The organism is Lacticaseibacillus huelsenbergensis (assembly GCF_029726355.1).
Classification (GTDB): Bacteria; Bacillota; Bacilli; order Lactobacillales; family Lactobacillaceae; genus Lacticaseibacillus; species Lacticaseibacillus casei.
The window spans coordinates 420,035-439,030 of sequence record NZ_CP120687.1; the positions used below are offsets into that span (position 1 = coordinate 420,035).

Annotated in this window: 11 protein-coding genes and 1 other annotated feature; of the genes, 3 read left to right on the plus strand and 8 right to left on the minus strand. The window is 49.3% G+C overall.

The features are described from left to right. Positions 1 to 66: 66 nt before the first annotated feature. Entirely contained in the window at positions 67 to 969 is a 903-nt protein-coding gene (locus LHUE1_RS01875; protein ID WP_049171667.1) for a peptidylprolyl isomerase PrsA, read from the plus strand. A gap of 159 nt (positions 970 to 1,128) precedes the next feature. On the opposite strand, the gene rplL is transcribed toward LHUE1_RS01875, so the two are convergent. Both rplL and rplJ read right to left on the minus strand, forming a co-directional pair. Further along, positions 1,129 to 1,497, minus strand: a complete 369-nt coding sequence (rplL, locus tag LHUE1_RS01880; RefSeq protein ID WP_010492057.1) for a 50S ribosomal protein L7/L12 — start codon at positions 1,495 to 1,497, stop codon at positions 1,129 to 1,131. Positions 1,498 to 1,538: 41 nt separating this feature from the next. Further along, on the minus strand, positions 1,539 to 2,045 hold the full coding sequence (rplJ, locus tag LHUE1_RS01885) for a 50S ribosomal protein L10 (protein WP_010492058.1): 507 nt from the start codon (positions 2,043 to 2,045) through the stop codon (positions 1,539 to 1,541). 31 nt (positions 2,046 to 2,076) lie between these two features. Continuing rightward, positions 2,077 to 2,200: a sequence feature (ribosomal protein L10 leader region), on the minus strand. A 156-nt stretch (positions 2,201 to 2,356) separates the two neighbouring features. Between rplJ and LHUE1_RS01890 the strand changes: the two genes are divergently transcribed. Then, a complete protein-coding gene (locus LHUE1_RS01890; RefSeq protein ID WP_049171670.1) occupies positions 2,357 to 3,589 on the plus strand; it encodes an MFS transporter in 1,233 nt (410 codons plus the stop codon). 104 nt (positions 3,590 to 3,693) lie between these two features. On the opposite strand, the gene LHUE1_RS01895 is transcribed toward LHUE1_RS01890, so the two are convergent. Together LHUE1_RS01895 and LHUE1_RS01900 are read right to left on the minus strand one after the other, a co-directional pair. After that, positions 3,694 to 4,515 carry a hypothetical protein gene (locus LHUE1_RS01895; RefSeq protein ID WP_049171672.1) on the minus strand — a complete coding sequence of 274 codons (822 nt, stop codon included), beginning with the start codon at positions 4,513 to 4,515 and terminating at the stop codon, positions 3,694 to 3,696. After that, positions 4,508 to 5,038 carry a hypothetical protein gene (locus LHUE1_RS01900; protein WP_049171676.1) on the minus strand — a complete coding sequence of 177 codons (531 nt, stop codon included), beginning with the start codon at positions 5,036 to 5,038 and terminating at the stop codon, positions 4,508 to 4,510. The genes LHUE1_RS01895 and LHUE1_RS01900 overlap by 8 nt, the downstream gene beginning before the upstream one ends. Positions 5,039 to 5,291: 253 nt before the next feature. On the opposite strand from LHUE1_RS01900, the gene LHUE1_RS01905 reads away from it, so the two are divergent. Further along, positions 5,292 to 6,515, plus strand: coding sequence for an MFS transporter (locus tag LHUE1_RS01905; protein ID WP_049171679.1), 1,224 nt, complete (start codon positions 5,292 to 5,294; stop codon positions 6,513 to 6,515). A gap of 192 nt (positions 6,516 to 6,707) precedes the next feature. Here the strand turns inward: LHUE1_RS01905 and LHUE1_RS01910 are convergent, their stop codons facing one another. The 4 genes from LHUE1_RS01910 to LHUE1_RS01925 form a co-directional block, all read right to left on the minus strand. After that, positions 6,708 to 13,859 (minus strand): pectate lyase-like adhesive domain-containing protein, encoded by a 7,152-nt coding sequence (locus LHUE1_RS01910; RefSeq protein WP_277848180.1) that lies wholly within the window; start codon positions 13,857 to 13,859, stop codon positions 6,708 to 6,710. Between the two features lie 132 nt (positions 13,860 to 13,991). Further along, on the minus strand, positions 13,992 to 15,488 hold the full coding sequence (locus LHUE1_RS01915; RefSeq protein ID WP_049171283.1) for a glycosyltransferase: 1,497 nt from the start codon (positions 15,486 to 15,488) through the stop codon (positions 13,992 to 13,994). Next, entirely contained in the window at positions 15,485 to 17,038 is a 1,554-nt protein-coding gene (locus tag LHUE1_RS01920; RefSeq protein WP_049171280.1) for a glycosyltransferase family 4 protein, read from the minus strand. Before LHUE1_RS01920 ends, LHUE1_RS01915 begins: the two co-directional genes overlap by 4 nt. Before the next feature lie 427 nt (positions 17,039 to 17,465). After that, complete coding sequence (locus LHUE1_RS01925) at positions 17,466 to 18,839, minus strand: NAD-dependent succinate-semialdehyde dehydrogenase (protein WP_049171276.1); 1,374 nt, start codon at positions 18,837 to 18,839, stop codon at positions 17,466 to 17,468. Between the last annotated feature and the right edge of the window lie 157 nt (positions 18,840 to 18,996).

The following is an 18,996-nucleotide window of genomic DNA, read 5'->3' on the forward strand; positions in this document are numbered from 1 at the left end:
TTTTAATTTTAAACGTTAAAATGTAGCCACGTTATGCTGTCAGCTTGTCATAGGGGGATCAATGAAATGAAAAACAAACTGCGCGTTCAAGGCTTGTTAGCCATGATGGCCGCATCACTCGTGCTACTGACCGGATGCCAAACCAAACAGGCAGATGGTCCGACTGTTGCAACTTATTCAGGTGGACAAGTTACCCAAGCGAGTTTATACAAAGAACTCAAACAATCGCCAACAGCCAAAACAGTTTTGGCTAATTTATTGATTTACCGCGCGCTAGACCATGCATACGGCAATTCCGTCAGCACCAAAGCTGTTAACACCACTTATGACAGCTATAAAAACCAATACGGTGAAAACTTCACCAGCTTCTTAACGCAAAACGGCTTCAGCAAAGCCAGCTTTCGGCAAAGCATTCGTACCAACCTGTTAAGCGAAGTCGCACTTAAAAAGCTTAAGAAAGTCACCAACAGCCAACTTAAAGAAGCGTGGAAAACCTATCAACCCAAAGTCACCGTTCAACATATTTTGACCAGCGATGAAGCGACGGCCAAGCAAGTCATCAGCGATTTAGCAGCTGGTAAAGATTTCACGACATTAGCCAAAACATATTCAATCGATACCGCAACCAAAGACAACGGCGGGAAAGCCAGCTTTGAAGCCAGCAGCAAAAGTTTTGATTCGACCTTTAAAGATGCAGCATACAAGTTAAAAAATGGCGATTATACCCAGTCACCGGTCAAAGTAACCAACGGCTATGAGGTTATCAAGATGGTCAACCATCCGGCTAAAGGCTCTTTTGAAAGTAATAAAAAAGCGCTGACAGCTAGTGTTTACGCAAAATGGTCGCGCAATTCCAGCGTCATGCAACGGGTGATTAGTCAGGTGTTGAAAGACCAGCACGTGACGATCAAAGATAAAGATCTGTCAGACGCGCTGGATAGTTACAAGCAAAGTGTCGCGAAGGATTAGTTTCATATGGATCCTGTTAAAGCAGGGTTCTTTTGCTTCGAGACTTATGGCATCGATTCCACAAAACCAATCAATTTATACACATCAAAAAAGCACCCTGCTCAACCACAGCCTTAACGACTGTGTTGAGCGGGGTGCCTTTTTGAAAATGAAGCTTAATTATTTGAGGGTTACCGTTGCGCCAACTTCTTCAAGCTGTTCCTTGATCTTGTTAGCGTCGTCTTCGGACAAGCCTTCCTTGATAACCTTAGGAGCGGCGTCAACCAGACCCTTGGCATCCTTCAGACCTTGGCCAGTGATTTCACGAACAGCCTTGATAACCTTAACCTTTTCTTGGCCGGCTTCGGTCAATTCAACGTCATAGGTATCCTTGGTAGCTGCAGCGTCGCCACCAGCAGCGGCACCGGCAGCAACAGGAGCAGCTGCCTTAACACCGAATTCATCTTCGATTGACTTAACTAAGTCATTGAGTTCCAAAATGGAAGCATCTTTAAGTTGTGCAATGATGCCATCTACATCTAAAGCCATGTTTTGTTTCCTCCGTTTTTTAAATAGTTTGTAACGTCATATTATGCAGCAGGTTCTTCGTCTTTGGCTTCTGCAACTGCTTTAACAACAAGTGCAAAGTCGCGGACAGGTGCCTGCAAGACAGAAGCAAGTTGCGACAACAGACCTTCGCGATCTGGCATCTTGGCCATTTCCATAATGGTGTCCAAAGAAGCAACTTTATTTTCGATGATGCCGCCCTTGATCTGCAATGCATCAAATTGGTCAGCGTACTTGGCCATGATACGTGCCGGAGCAACAGGATCGTCATTGGAGAAGGCAACGGCTGTAGGGCCCTTGAAAACATCGTCCAATGCTTCGTAACCGTTGGCATCAGCGGCACGACGCAGGTAGGTGTTCTTCAGGACTTCCATCTTAACACCGGCCTCGCGCAGTTCCTTACGTAATGCGGTTACTTGCTCAACTGTTAAGCCCAGATAGTCAACAACGACAGCACTGGTAGCATTCTTGAATTGTTCAGAAATCGTCTTAACGAGTTCAGCTTTTTTTGCGATAGCTTGTTCACTCATGTTTTTCACCTCCATTAGTTTGGTTGAAGTTTTTAGCAATAAAAAAACTCCATGCCTACCAAGACATAGAGGTATCTTATGTTTCCGATACCACCTCGGCAGGATGATTAAGGCTTTTACGCCCCCTGAGTCTTAGGCAGAGTGACTAATCACAACGAGTAGAATACCATGGTCGCCAAGCCATGTCAAAATTATTTGGCGTTCATTTGCGTTTTCAGGTTCGATTTTCAGTCTGCTTGCTGATTGTATCCCTTTTTTGATTGCGTTATATTAATTAGGTAACTATTTTTTCTGAAAGGAAGTTGGCGATTTTGCCAAGTAAACTTAAAAGTCTCGAACCATGGCAGCAAAATCTGGCTGTCTTATGGCTTGGTACCTTCATCGCCGGCATGGGCTTCAGTGAAGTCTCACCGTTTATTTCATTATATGTCGACCAACTCGGCGATTTTACGAAAGGCCAACTCAGTATTTATTCCGGGATTACCTTTGGGGTTACCTTCATGGTCGTTGCCATTGTCAGTCCGCTTTGGGGCCGATTGGCTGATCGCCGCGGCCGTAAGCTCATGTTATTGCGTTCCAGTTTTGGCATGGCGATTATCATTGGTGCCTGCGGATTCGTGCACAATGTCTACGCCTTGATCGCGCTGCGTTTTCTGCAAGGGCTAGCGGCAGGCTACATCCCTAATGCCAGTGCGTTAATTGCGACCGAAACACCGAAAGCCAAAAGCGGAACGGCGATTGGCATTCTCACAACCGGTTATGTTTCCGGTAATTTAATCGGCCCGATTCTCGGCGGTTTTCTCGCCCAGACATTCTCGATTCGGCTGACGTTCATCATCACCGGCGCGTTGCTGCTGATCGTGTTTGTTCTAAGTCTCACGATGGTTCACGAACACTATACACCTGATCCGCGCCTGTTGAAAAAGGAAAAACGGCCAGGGCTGCTTACCCAAGTCAGCAACCCTAAAGCAATTATGGTGCTCCTCATCTCAACTGCAATCATTCAGCTAGGCAACATGTCGATCTACCCGATCATCAGTCTTTATGTCAAAGAATTGATGCATAACGTCGGGCCAATCACGGTTGTCGCCGGCATTATCGCGGCACTACCCGGGATCTCGAATTTAATGGCGGCCCCGCGTTTAGGTCAGTTAGGTGATCGCATCGGTTCCGGTAAAATTCTGGTCAGTGGCCTGATCTTTGCCGTCATCATGTACATCCCTCAAGGCATTGTCGGCAGTATCTGGGCGCTAGGCTTTCTCCGGCTCATGATCGGCGTCTCGGATGGCGCACTTTTCCCGACCATCCAGACCCTGCTTTCTAAGCTGACACCAGTGAGTTATACCGGAACGGTTTTCAGTTGGAATCAAAGCGCCCAGGCATTTGGTTCCATGGCCGGATCACTGGCTGGTGGTTTTATCTCCAATATTTTTGACTACAACGGCGTTTTCATTTTTACCGCGTTATGCTTAGCCCTTGATCTTGTGATGGTCTGGACGTTCATTCCGCACATCTGGTCCAGCCGCCCGCAACAGCAGGAATAATCGTCTGCTGTAATAAGTGATAACAGAATATTTGTATTCAAAAAGGTTCCGTTGACCTTAAATTTGTCTGCGGAACCTTTTTGAATTGTGTCTGTCAACAAGCATTAGTGCAACAACAGCTGCCATGTGACCAGAGGATGCGGATCAGGAATCGCTAGTCGGCGGTAGACTGCCCAAGCATGCGGATCGGTATCATCAAATTCACCGTTAACCACTCGATAATTTGCCTGAACCAGCGGTAAAACGGCCTGCATCAGTCGTAAGATATCAGCTTGCTTGACCCCGCCGAGCCAGGCACTTATCAATTCACCAGGTTCATCTTCAAACCAGAACGCATAAGCTCGGACCCTATTGCCTACAACCCAAAAACCGGGCTGCTGCGAATCGGCATCACTCAACTCCTTCTCAAATTGAGCTTGCGTCATCGTAGCAGGATTAACTGTGTGTGCACTTACGTATTTTTGATAGCTTAGCTGAACCACTGACTGCCACTGAGTTGCCGTTAATTGAGAACGTGATTTAATGCCGCGGATCGTCGCTGTCGGTTGCAACGTTCGATAAGTGCCCATGGCGGTGTGGCGAATGACCTGAAAACCTGCCTGACGCAATTGTTGCGTAATATCTGACGAAAAATCATAGCTGCTAAATTGCAACCGATCGTGTTGACCCGCTAATTGCTTAAGCATTGGGATCAGCTCAGCTAACCGGATGTTTCGGCCGACCACATTGAAATAGAGCGCACGCTTATGATAAGTATTTTGCCACACAGCCACCGCATATTGTAGAGGCCCCGCTTGAGGAAAGCCACGGATGATTGCTGCTTTGTTACCAAAAAGCTGATTCGTCCATTGATCTTCGCCTTTTAACAAAGGTTGCAATTCCGCTGGCGTGACGCTTCGCCCCGCCCCTGGCTGCCAATTAATCATTGTCCTCAGTATCCTTTTTATGATCCCAAGTACCATGCAAATGCAGGAACCCGTAGCCAAACCGGCAAATGCCGTACGCGATTGGCAACATCACGCCGATCCAGAAATGATTTGTCAGGTAATATTGCGGTAGCGGGTTCATGTCCATCGCGGCTTCATAAGCCATTTCAATCGCAAAAATCGCGACTGCCAGTACCAGCGCAGACAAAACGCCGCGGGCAACTGCCAGCCAAACATACTGATGATAAGCTTCAGGCGTATCAACTTCAATCACCTGCAGTCGGTAGTAATGTAAGCTGACCGTGTTCATCAAGCCAATGATCACCGTCACCAGCAACAGAATCCATGTGCTTGCAGTAATCATTTTCAAACTATTGGCATCAATAAAAATGGCCGTCGCACTGGCAATCAGCAGCATTAACTCTGCCGTCAGCATGTTGCGGCCCATGATCGCGTCATAAGTTCGTTGCTTGAAGCGATCCTTAAGTGAAATGCCGTAATACCATTCTGTGATTTTCTTCATAAAACTTTGCCTTCCTCGCTTTTTGCTATGTTGTTCCATCTTAACATGCAGCATCGTTCATTCCCCAAAGTTGATACAAGTTTTGAAAATTATTTTGCTTTCTAAACACTTGAAATCATTGAGGTCTTATCCGCTTGTGATGCATCTCATGAAAATTCTTATTGACAGCAACCCGCTTTTTTGATGAAATTAAGATCATGCAAACGGGTGTCAAGACACCCAACTTGTGAGGAATTCATCAAGGAGGAGACAAATGACAAAGAAAGCACCGAGTCATGCGCGGTTGATCGTCGGCATTGGCATTGCCTGGCTATTTGACGCGATGGATGTGGGGATGCTGAGTTTCGTTATCGCAGCCTTACATAAGGAATGGCAACTAAGTACTGTTGAAATGGGGTGGATCGGCAGCGTCAGTTCGATCGGTATGGCGGTTGGCGCCATTTTGTTCGGAATGATGGCCGATCGTTTTGGCCGCAAAGCTATCCTCATTCTCACACTTCTGGTCTTTTCAATTGGAAGCGGCATTTCCGCTTTTGCAACGGGTTATGGTATTTTCCTTGTTTTACGCTTTATCATCGGCGCTGGGTTGGGCGGTGAGCTGCCAGTAGCTTCTACGCTGGTCTCCGAAAGTGTGCCGGTCGAAAAACGCGGCCGCAGCGTTGTGTTGTTAGAAAGCTTCTGGGCGGCAGGTTGGTTGCTAGCGGCCATTATTTCCTACTTCATCATGCCGGTCTGGGGCTGGCGCGTTGCCGTTTTTGCAACTGGTTTAGCCGGCCTATACGCCTTCTACTTCCGCGAAGGCATCAACGAATCACGCGCCTTCAAAAAGGTTGCCCGCCCAAGCTTGATCAAAACGCTCACGACACTCTGGCATCCGCCTTACGTGCGCTCAACCATCATGCTGTGGATTGTCTGGTTCATGGTCGTCTTCTCCTATTACGGCATGTTCCTTTGGCTGCCAAGCGTGATGGTCCTCAAAGGCTTCAGCCTCATCAACAGTTTTGGTTATGTGCTGATCATGACGTTAGCCCAATTACCTGGTTATTTCGTCGCGGCCTGGTTGATTGAAAAATGGGGCCGGAAGCTCGTCTTGAGTCTGTTTCTCCTCGGCACAGCCGCCAGTGCACTGGCCTTCGGAATGGCAACGAGCCTCCCAATGCTATTAACTGCCGGTATGTTGCTCTCATTCTTCAACCTTGGTGCATGGGGTGCCCTCTACGCCTACTCACCGGAACAATACCCAACCATCGTCCGCAGCAGCGGCTCAGGCATGGCAGCCGGCATCGGCCGCATCGGCGGTATTGTCGGTCCCCTGCTTGTCGGCCACCTGTTAGGCGCCAACTGGTCAGTCACCAGCATCTTTGCCATTTTTACCGCATCAATCCTCATCGCTATCGTCGCCATCGTCTTTTTGGGACAGGAAACCATGGGGGTTAAGTTGGTTGATTCGATTGAGACAGCGCCGTCAAAGTCATAATAAATGCCTTTACGCGTACCGGCATCTAGAATAATTTAAAAAAGAGGACAACCATTCGCGCGGGTTGCCCTCTTTTTTTAATGCCAAGCAAAAAGAGTGGTGCAAGAAACGTGTAGACGTTCCTCACACCACTCTCTATTTGTGTCAAAGCTTAGTCGCGTAACAGTGTTTAACGACCATCGTTACTCAGCTTTACTTTGATGTTTTGTCATCCTTGCGACGTCTGGTTCCTGCAAGGCCGAACAATCCCATCAGACTGACCATAAGCAGACCGAGAACAGGAGCATCTTGATCGCTTGCCTCACTGGTTTGCGGCAATGTGTGTTTACCACTATTGCCATTTTCCGATGATGAACCTGTCTGACCCGCTGTACCACCGGTTGTTGGCAACGTGTTGCTGCTACCATTTCCGGTTTGCGATGATGAACCTCCACCATTAGCGGAGTTGCCACCATTGCCACCGTTGCCTGACTGCGCGCCACTGCCGTTGCCACCGTTACCTGGCTGCGTGCCACTGCCGTTGCCACCGGCACCAGCTGCGCTCGATGACGAGCTTGAAGATGAACTGCTACCACCGTTGCCACCAGCTGCACTTGATGATGAGCTGCTGGACGATGAGCCGTTGCCACCGGTATTAGGTAAGACTTGGTGACTTGCGGCTGAGCTTGCTGCGGCGCTTGCGGCACTGCTTGCAGTACTTTCAGCACTGGAGGCTACCGAGTTATCTGAGCTTGCAGCACTTGCGGCACTGGAAGCTGTTGAGTCATCGGAAGCAGCAGCACTTGCAGCACTGCTTGCAGTACTTTCAGCACTAGATGCAGTGCTTGCTGCGGAACTTGCGGCACTGGAATAGCTGCTTGCGGCACTGCTGTCGCCGGAGTTTGCGGCGCTCGATGCGGCGCTGGCGGCACTGCTTGCGGTACTTGCCGCACTGCTTGCCGTTGAATCAGCGCTTGAAGCAATGCTTGCCTGATTGCTTGCATCGCTTGCAGCAGACGAAGCAGTTGATGATTCGCTGCTTGCCTTGCTTGCGGCGCTGCTTGCTTGGCTTGCGGCACTGGATGCGGTGCTTGCATCAGACTTGATCCCGCTATCACTTGGGTAGTTGGATGCAGCCGAGGATGCATCACTTGCATGACTTGCCGCACTGCTTGCATGGCTGTTTGCTTCACTGGCACTTGAACTTGCCTGTGACGCGTACGAGCTGGCTTCGCTAGCACTGGAGCTGGCGTTGCTTGCGTAACTTGAAGTTGCCGACGATGCATTACTTGCTTGGCTAGCACTGGAACTTGCACCACTGGCATCGGACTTAGCAGCTGCTGACTTCTCAGCCGCACTAGCCGCGCTGCTTGCGGTACTTGCAGCACTGGATGCTACCGAATTGTCGGTGCTTGCAGCGCTCGCAGCACTGGAAGCCACCGAATCATCGGAAGCGGCAGCACTTGCGGCATGGCTTGCATCACTTTCGGCGCTAGATGCAGTGCTTGCTGCGGAACTTGCGGCACTGGAGTAACTGCTTGCCGCACTGCTGTCACCAGAGTTAGCGGCACTGGATGCAGCACTCGCGGCGCTGTTTGCGGTACTTGCTGCACTGCTTGCAACTGAATCAGCGCTTGAAGCAATGCTTGCCTGGTTGCTTGCATCACTTGCAGCGGAAGAAGCAGTCGATGATTCGCTATTGGCGTGACTAGCCGCGCTGTTTGCGGTACTTGCGGCGCTGGAAGCCGTGCTTGCATCAGACTTGATCCCACTATCACTTGGGTAGTTAGAAGCAGCTGACGATGCGGCACTTGCTTGACTCGAAGCGCTGCTTGCATGGCTTGTTGCTTCACTAGCACTGGAACTAGCGTTGCTTGCATATGAGCTGGCTTCACTGGCACTAGAGTTGGCGTTGCTTTCATAGCTCGAAGTTGCTGTCGATGAGCTATCAGCACCACTTGCACTGGAACTGGCACCACTAGCACTGGAGCTGGCAGCAGACTTATCGGCTGCAGACTTTTCAGCTGCACTAGCCGCGCTGCTTGCAGTACTTGCAGCACTGGATGCTACCGAATTATCGGTGCTTGCAGCACTTGCGGCACTGGAAGCTACCGAATCATCAGAGGCTGCAGCACTTGCGGCATTGCTTGCTTGACTCTCGGCACTCTTGGCACTGCTCGAGGCAGCACTTGCGGCACTAGAGAAGGCACTGGCAGCACTGCTGTTACCATCCTTCGCGGCACTGGATGCGGCACTGGATGCACTATCAGCATCTTTGGCTGCGCTACTTGCTTTAGCATCGGCGCTCGAAGCGATGCTTGCTTGATCACTGGCATGACTTGCTGCAGAGGAAGCAGTCGATGACTCGCTATTGGCGTGACTAGCCGCGCTGTTTGCGGTACTTGCGGCGCTGGAAGCCGTGCTTGCATCAGACTTGATCCCACTATCACTTGGGTAGTTGGAAGCAGCCGATGAAGCGGCACTTGAAGCACTGTCGGCGCTGCTTGCATGGTCATTAGCTTCGCTAGCACTTGAACTTGCCTGCGATGCATAAGATCCTGCTTCGCTTGCGCTAGAACCTGCAGCACTGGCATAGCTAGATGTTGCGGTCGATGAGCTATCGGCACCACTCGCGCTGGAACTTGCACCGCTGGCATCATGCTTGGCAGCATCAGACGCCGCAGCACTGGCTGCACTGCTTGCGGTCTTATCCGCATCACTAGCCGTCTTATCTGCATCACTTGCAACACTCGCAGCACTGGATGCTAGCGAATCGTCAGAAGCCGCTTTGCCAGCGGCGTCACTCGCCTGACTTTCAGCACTCTTGGCACTGCTCGAAGCAGCACTCGCGGCACTGGAGAAGGCACTGGCAGCACTACTATTGCCTGCTTTAGCGGCACTAGATGCGGCACTAGCAGCACTGTCTGCAGCTTTGGCTGCGCTACTTGCTTTAGCATCGGCGCTTGAAGCAACACTGGCTTGATCGCTAGCATCACTTGCGGCCGATGATCCAGCCTTAGCGGCACTGTTTGCTACACTTGCATCGCTCTTTGCTGCTGCAGAACTTTGTGCAGCACTAGCGGCACTGCTTGCAGCGGCATTCGCGTCACTGGCAGCTTTGTCATAACCAGCCGCAGCTTTAGCAGCAGACGATGCTAATGAATCATCGGAAGCTGCTTTGCCGGCGGCATCACTGGCAACGGACTCAGCACTCTTGGCGCTGCTTGCAGCCGTACTTGCAGCTGTGGAGTAGCTAGCAGCAGCTTTGCTGTCACCAGCCTTGGAAGCACTGGCTGCAGCACTCGTGTTGGCATTAGCGGCCTTAGCGGCGCTACTTGCGACAACATCGGCACTACCAGCGGTCTTAGCTTGGTCACTGGCATCACTGGCAGCCGCTGAACCAGCTGTGGCGGCACTATTGGCCATGCTTGCATTGCTATCTGCTTGCGCAGCAGCACTCTTAGCCGCATTTGCATACGACTGGATCCCGCTATCCTTCGGATAACTGGAAGCAGCTGAGGCAGCGGTGCTTGCATGTTTGTCGGCTGTGCTTGACTGACCCGTTGCGTCACTGGCACTGGACTTTGCATTGTTTGCATAGGAACCAGCTTCACTGGCGCTTGAACTTGCAGCACTCGCATATTCATGCGTTGCGGTCGAAGCACTGTCGGCACCACTTGCATCACTCTTCGCTGCTGCAGAACTTTGTGCAGCACTAGCGGCACTGCTTGCAGCGGCATTCGCGTCACTGGCAGCTTTGTCATAACCAGCCGCAGCTTTAGCAGCAGATGATGCTAATGAATCATCGGAAGCTGCTTTGCCCGCGGCAGCACTGGCAACGGACTCAGCACTCTTGGCAGTGTCTGCAGCCGTACTGGCAGCAGCAGAGTAACTAGCGGTAGCCTTACTGTCACCAGCCTTGGATGCGCTGCCCGCAGCACTGGCAGCACTGTTTGCAGTACTTGCAGCAGTACTTGCATCTGTATCAGCACTGGCAGCTGTCTTCGCTTGGTCACTGGCATCACTGGCAGCAGTTGATCCAGCCTTAGAAGCACTATTAGCCAAGCTTGCATTGCTATCTGCTTGAGCAGCAGCACTCTTGGCCGCATTCGCATACGACTGGATCCCGCTATCCTTTGGATACTCAGAAGCAGCTGAGGCAGCGGTGCTTGCATGCTTATCAGCTGTGGTCGATTGACCCGTGGCATCACTGGCACTGGAACTGGCATCCTTTGCATAGGAACCAGCTTCACTGGCGCTTGAACTTGCGGCACTCGCATACTTATGCGTCGCGGTCGAAGCACTATCAGCTTGACTAGCACTGGAACTCGCACCACTGGCGTCACTGTTTAATGCATCCTTGATCTTATTCAAATCATCAAGTGCCTGTTTGCTTGCAGCTGATGCAGCAGCAGCACTCTTGACGGCTTCGCTTTGAGCGGCTGCAGCTGCAACGGCTGCACTACTTGCAACGATTGCATCGCTTGCGGCCACTTTTGCGGCTGTTTGGGCATCAGACAATGCCCCATTCATTTGCGCAGCAGCAGAACTTGCGGCAGATGACGCTGTTGCAAGGCCTGCCGAGTCATTGACTGCAGAAGCAGCACTGGCTTCGGCTGCGTATGAATCATATGCAGCGGCAGCAGAACTTGCTAAGGCATCGTCACTGGCTACGGCAGCAGCCGCGGATGATGCTTCACTGGCGGCGCTTGCTGCAGATTTAGCTGCTGCAGCAGCGGCGGTCGAGTTCTTGCTTGCCGCAGCTTCGGCGTCAGATGCTAAGCTTGCCTGCTTCTGGGCATCGCTTGCTAGTGACTGAATCGTCGCATTAGAAGCCTGACTCTTGGCAATCGTCTCCGCTTCACTTGCATAACTTCCTGCAGCACTTGCAAAACTGTTTGTTGCTGCTTCTTGCGAACTAGTTCCGTCAGCGGCAGTGCTCGTTGTCTTTGAACTATCAGCAGCACTAGAAGCCTGTTTTGGTGTTTCGGCATCATTAACAACCACCGTTGCGGTTTTAACGATGAAGGCATCGCTTGAAACCACTTTAAAGGATGTATTTGCTGTCAATGTGACACCGGCAGGCAGCTTATAACTCCAGTTCCCATTGTCATCAGCTTGTACTAAATACTTGGTCGAATCATATGGGTCTGCCGTCAGAGTGCCAGCAGGAAGTCCCTTTAACCCGGTAATCGTTACATAACCATCCGCACCGGTTTTACCCGTGAGTTCCGTGGTTTCGTTGGTAACTGGATCAACGGTAACAAAATTATCTGCAGCTGTGACAAATTCAAGACTAGTATCAGTTGCAAAATCATTTGCAAGGTCCTCGCCTGAAGTTTCAGCGTCCGGAGTTAATCCTTGAACCGTCGCTTTCGTTGATGTAGAACCCTTACCACTTAATGCATATGAAACAGATTTATATGGGCCAAAAGGATTCTTACCATTGTCAGGGATAATCTTGACATATTGGCCAGTTAACGCACCACTGCCAGTAACATCGAAGATACTAGAAGCACTATTCGTATTACCTTCAATGCTGAAAAGAATTGACTTCGGCATATAGATATTGATCTTTGAGTTATTGCCGATGTTGAGTACATGGGCAATACCTGTGCCACCATTAATAGTCAGCTTAGCAGTTGCATCCTGGGCAAAACTCAATTGGCTACTACCCGTCGTCTTGATGACGTTAATCGAAGCTGCATCTGTCCCTGTCACATTAACGGCAAGGGTGCTGCCGCTCGCAACATAAAAGCCGCCACTACCAGCGATATTAATGACACCATTAGTGCCGAACGTATCCCCGGTTTGGTTAATGGTCATTGATGAACCTTCATTAAGGTTGACAGTACCATTACCGACAATCTTAATCGGCGTGTTACCAGTCGCACCATCGATATTAACAACTGCATCTTTGTCGACTGTTAAATTGGCACCAGTGTCGATATAAATCGGTGAGAAGTTAGTTTCTTGAAGCTTATTCTTATTAAGAGTAACCTTCGATCCTTCTTTAAACTCCACTGAACCACTTGTATAGATCAGTGCATTAAAACCGTCTTCGTTGGCGCCAACCGCACTGGTTCTCTGCAGGTCAACGGTCGCACCTTTATCGACAATAAACGAGCCACCGTTGTGAACTTGAACAGCCGTGCCACTATAAGTAGTACCCGTATAAGTAGCACCGCTTTTGACTTCCATGTAGCTAACTTCAAAGTTTTGCTGGCCACCATCACCGGGCTGAGTTGATTGGTTCGATTGATCGAACGGTGAAGTATAGGATTTTACGGAATTAACCGTTGTCTTTCCGTCGATGTAAACCTTCGTCGTTCTCCCGAACATTAATTGGGCACCAGTATAGGTGACGTTATTGAAGGTCACTGAATGATCATAGCCTGAGTTAGGGTTAACCCCCATGATGGTAACCGGGCCCCAGTAACTGTAGCCGTACATGGTCAAATCATTGATCGTAAGACTTTCACTCTCATTGGCCTTTGCATCTAGCTCGTACCAGTGTTTGCGAAAATCAATCGTGTTTCCGTTACCATTGATGACAAGGTTCGGACGATAAGCATATGACTGTCGATCAGCACCTGATACGTCATCAACGAAACTAGATTTAACATTAATCTCGCTGACAGCTGAGTTCGCCATAGCCGCATTAAAATCAGAAGCCGTGCTTACGTCAACGCTGGAGCCTGAATCAGTTGCATCTGAACTTGCTGCAAGTGTGCTCTGTGCAGCTTTTGCAGCACTAGCACTGCTTGCGCTGGCGCTTGATGCACTGGCAGCACTCTCAGCGGCACTTGTCAGACTGGCACTGCTGCTGTTCGCGCTATTACTGCTCTTACCATCGCTGGCAGAACTGCTGCTACCTTGACTAGCACTGCCATCGCTGGCGTTGCTCTTGCTGTTGCTTGAAGCACTGGCGCTAGCATCGCTCTTACTGCCCTGGCTGGCGCTGGCTACGCTACTGCTACCTTGACTGGCGCTCGCAACGCTTGCACTGCCTTGGCTAGAACTTGCAACGCTGCTGGTTTGGCTGCTACTGGCAGCACTGTTACTGCTGTCTGTACTGGCAGCAGCTACTTTACTTTGACTAGCGCTAGTTGTGCTGCTTTGTGCAGCTGCGGCAGCGCTGCTACTGGCGCTACTTTGGCCGCTACTAGCTCCCGATGAAGACGCTTCAGTATAGACGGAACTGCTGGGCGTTTGAACATCAGCTTTAACTTCGTTTGGTTCGAAGGCTGTTCCCAACCCGACGCCAAGGAAGAAGAGTGGTGCAATTAACCACTTTTTCTTCGACTTGAACATCTTGTATCGTTTCTTCTCGACCAAAACATTCGTTCTCTTTACCTTTTTCATACTCAAGATCCTCTCAAAAATAATTGAGCAAACTAAAAATGCTTAGTTTCCGACCCATTCTCCTCAAAGCAGTTCCCCCGTGGCACCATCTCCTTTCCGGAATATGCTGTTCACAACTACCTGAACATTGACTTAAAGAAATTCAGAAAGCCCTGATTTCCATTCATCAACAAATGCTTTTTCTGAGTGTTGGGCTGCGGTCTTCAACGCGCCAGCCTGTAACCGGTGATACAGCTGCTCATCTTGCAATACCGAAAGTGCCGCCTTGCCCAAATTGCTTGGCGTCATGTTGTCGACGGCCAATCCGTTCTGATCATTGATCAAAAGGTTGTTCTTCAGGAAGAGGCAGCCATACGCGACAACCGGTACTCCGGCCGCCATCGCTTCAAGACTGTTCATCCCAAAAGCCTCCGACTTTGCCGCTGAAACAAACACGGTGGTTTTCGCCAAAATGTCGTGATTGTCATTGCTGTAATTGACCAAGTGAACGGCATCATCGAGCTTTTTCTTGTGAATCTTATCGGTAATCTCGTGATGGTAATCATCATCGGAGAAATAACCTTTAAGGAACAATTCGGCGTCCGGACGGGCTTGGTGGACCTGTTCGAATGCATCAATCAACTCAGCAATGTGTTTGTCTGGGAAAAGCCGACCGATATAGGTTAAATGTGGATGCTCAGGCTCTGACTGATTATCGGCTTGTACTTCAGCAAATGTGTCCGGTGATGACTTAATCGTTAAATGCGGCCACTTAGAACTCAGGCTCTTAGCCTGTTCGCGGGTGGCGAAGAAGACGGCAGTGAATGGCTTTTGTTCGTCCAGTGCTTCGTCGTAAATATGGTTAGGTACTTTCTTCTTGCCTTCACCTTCAATAAACAGATCACCTTCATGAATATAAGCGATGGTCCCTGTTGCATGCGCCACTTGCTTCACGGCTGCATCAAGTGTTCGCCGATCCGAAATCATGAGTCCCGGCGTTGTCTTGGTAATTTCGTTCATGAAGAACAGGAACAAGCTGTCTTCGGAATCAAACGCGTAGTCATGGCCGTGATAGTTCATTAATTTCCAGAGCGTCGGCGCAAGCTTGCCATTCTTGTTCATGTGCACAATTTCCAGCACCACATGGCCTTGACGATCGAAGAACTTTTGGGCAGCAACTGTTTCGTCAGGATTGTAATTCTGCTCCATCGATTTGAACCCGCGCCAATCCCAGAACTCGGTCAATTCCTTATTGCCAAACCGATCAAAATAATCGATGCTGCCAACCAAGCCCACGGTTTCCGGCATAACAGCAATCTTGGCAATGGTTCGACCCAGAAGATCAATCGTTGTCAAATTATTATCGATGCCGACAACGTGGTATTTCGTCAACGGAATGGAATCCAGCAAGCGGAGCTCCTGCTTTTTACGTTCAAGGCCAACAACTCCTTGAAAATAGTCATACATATTGATGTAGTCATCTTTGGCCAAGCCAGCTCGGGAAGCATCGCGATATAAGAATCGGTTATAGTTCCGCACCAACAGCTTTGCTTCAATCCCGTTGCGTTTAAAAGCCTTGAGCCGCTGCATCTGGGAGAATTCAGTGCCGGAGTTAAAAGTGAAGACATTTTCGCCAACCATGTAAATCATTTCGCGACACCTCCTTCCGTCTTTTCTGCGTCTTGTAGGAGATTTTGCCATTTGTGCCAAACGTTTTCTTCCGAATAGCGCTTAGCCGACTCGTAAGCGTTGGTGCTCATTTGTTGCATTTTGTCCTTGTCAGCAAATAATGACTGAATCTTCTCGGCTAATGCCTTGATATCGCCATAAGGAGTGACATAACCGTTCACGCCGTCCTCGACAATTTCGTTCGGGCCGTAATTGACATCATAAGTGACACCAACAACACCATGCGAGATGGCTTCCAGCAGGGAGAGATCAAAGCCTTCCATGATCGAAGTCAAGCCAAAAATCTGTGCGGTGTTATAGGCGCTCTCCAGATTCTCCGTATAACCCTTGAAGGTGACGACATCTTCTAGCGACAGTTCCTTAATCGTCTTTTCGATCTTCTTCTTCTCCGCATAGTTATTTGTTGCGTCGGGGTAACCATACAGGTCAAGCGTCACTTCTGGCGTTTGTTTATGCACAATCGCAATCGCCCGGACTAAGTTATCCAGATTCTTTTCCGGTGCAATTCTGGCAACCGCAATGACCTTGCCAAAAATACGATTCTTGGACAAAATGCGTTGCCGATTGAGAACATCATCCGGAACAATACCAACCGGAATATCGAAGGACTTGGTGATATATGGAAAACGTTTCGTAACATCAACGGCTTGTTTCTTAGTTGCCGATACAAAGGCCGAATACTTAGCGCCATTGACTAAGGCGTATTCATAGTTGTTATTCATAACTGAATCCATCGGCCGCTGGGCATCGCCGGCATGTGAATTGTGCAGATGCATGACTGTATATGCCGGCTTGTCTAAGTGAATGAGGGCTTCATCCGCAAGTAACGAGCGATCCAAAATAAAGACATTCTCGCCACTTTCATTGACGTCATTGATGAAGTGCTCAAAGAACGCATCAATCGTGTCAAACTGGAAACGTTTGCCTTTACGATCGGTCAGGATCCAGCCGGTTTGCTTAATTTTGCCGTCCTCACCTTTCTTGTTAAATGCCTTAATCACCGGGCGGCCATCCAATGTCAGCCACTCTTCATTGCCTATCTTGTTGTCTGGCGTGTACCACTGAATTAATGACTTGAACCCGCGTGAATCATAAAATGCAACCTGATAAAGGTTTTCAACGCCATCAAAAAGTTCAGTTGAAACAACCTGTCTAGTTTCACGGACATAGTTAATTCGCGCAGCCAACCGACCATCAGCTCGAGAAACCAAAACGCGGTTACGTTTATACTCGTCGTCGTACTTAAGATCTTTAAGACCTAAGTCAACCTCTTCAGGCAAAAGCTGAGCCTGATCAACATGACAGGTGTCCTGGTAATAATCAAACATGTTAATCAGATGTTCGTCTGTAATCCCTGCGTTAGCTGTATTTGTATGTAAATCCCGCGACCAGTCCCGCAGCAAAAAGCAGTAGGCCTCCTTGTGCTTATCAAAAAGACTCTTGCGCTTAAGTTCAGCATGCTCAATCCCGGATTTACTAGCGGGCATACCGAAGTTGATGAAATAGTTCACTCACAACCACTCCTTATTTGAAAAGCTCCTCCGTCAGTAAAAGGGCAAATACGATCAAAAAAATCTAAAAACGTGATTATATGCTCTCCTGCCAAAGGCAACGAAAGTCCTGTGAAAGCCACTGGACCAATCTTTCAAAGGACTTCTTTTCATAAATATTTAAATAGTGACACACATATTACATTTATATAATACTATTATTGTCAAAAATATTAACACACCACTGTCATGAAAACGGTTCCAATTTTTGACTTTTTAACTTTCATGCTGACTTTCACGCGTTACGAACCCGAATTTCTCTCACGGTGACAAGCAAAAACGCCATCGCAACAAAATCGCGATGGCGTTTTCTGGAAATATTTAAAAGCTTCTTTGGCTCAACCTGCCACGGTGCAATGACCACCTAACGCACATACTAAAACAACGATTACTTGCGCAGTGCCCGCGTAACGGTTTGTTCATTAACAAATGTAAACAGCCCCAAATCGCCAAGTTCCCGACCGTAACCGGAATTTTTGACTCCGCCAAATGGCAATTCGGCATTATAACTCTGACTTTGGTTAGCACCGACCATACCGGTTTCAATCTGCGCGGCAACTTCTGCAGCGTGATTGGTATCGCCGGCAAAAACTGCACCGCCAAGGCCATAAGGTACATCATTGGCAAGCTCAATAGCTTCCTTTTCAGAGTGTACCTTGTAGACACAGGCAACCGGGCCAAATAATTCGGTGTGGTAAGCAGGGTTATCTTTGTCGATGTCTGTCAAAATTGTCGGCTGGAAAAAGGCGCCCGGCAGATCGACTGGCGTATTGCCGTAAACGACCTTGGCACCGTGCTCGATCGCCGTGTCAACCTGACCTTGAAGCTTATCCTTGGCCTTTTGACTGTTTAATGGGCCAACGTCAACTGAAGGATCGCTTGGATCACCGATTTTGACACTTTCAAAGCCCTTCTTCAACCCGGCTACAAAATCGTCATAGTACTTATCTAGCACAATAAACCGTTTGGAGCTGGTGCAGACTTGGCCACAGTTCATCAGTCGCGTTTTGACCGCTTCCGGAATGACGCTGCTAAGATCGGCGCCGTCTAAAACCAGAAAGGCATCCATCCCGCCTAATTCCATCAACGATTTCTTTAAGTATTTGCCTGCAAGCGCCGCAACATGCGAACCGGCACCTTCAGAACCGGTCAGACAAACGCCGGCAACCCGGGGATCCTTGATGAAGGTCTCGGTATCATCGTGGCCGATTAAGGCAATTTGGAAGGCGCCTTTGTCCGCACCGCCTGCCAGTACAGCCTTTTCAAATTCGAGTCCACTGGCCGGTACGTTACTTGCAGGTTTGATGATGACGGCATTGCCAACCATGAAGTTCGGTGCAAAAACCCGCATTAATTGATAATACGGGAAGTTCCAGGGTTCGACACCAAACACGATTCCGGTAGCAACGTGATTCGTCACTGCAGCGCCAGCCGTGCTGTCAATCGGCTGCGGTTTCAACAGTGCCGGCGCCCGATCAGCATACATGTCCGCAATTTCAGCACAAAGTTCGACTTCACCTAAAGCCTCTTCCGTGCGCTTGCCCATTTCCTTGGTGATAATCGCAGCCATTTCATCTGCATTATCCCGGAAATAAGCGGCAACTGCGTGTAACGTTGCGGCCCGCGTTGCCGGATCAAGATTACGCTGTTCCTTATAAAACGCATGCCCGGTTGTCAGCATTTCGCCGATTTGCGCAGGCGTTGTGTTCGCATAAGTCTTCTCTAAAGTGTTCGTGTTCGGATCAACGGTTTGATAAGCCATTTTTGTAAACGCTCCCTTCGTGTCCTTACTTAATCATAGCGTATTCCCTTGATAGATGCCAACTGCATACCGTTCGCACGGACAGTCAAATCGGCAAATTCCTTGCAGCCCAAAGGCGTACGCCGACTTTAATTTAACGCAAAATAAAAAGACCCGC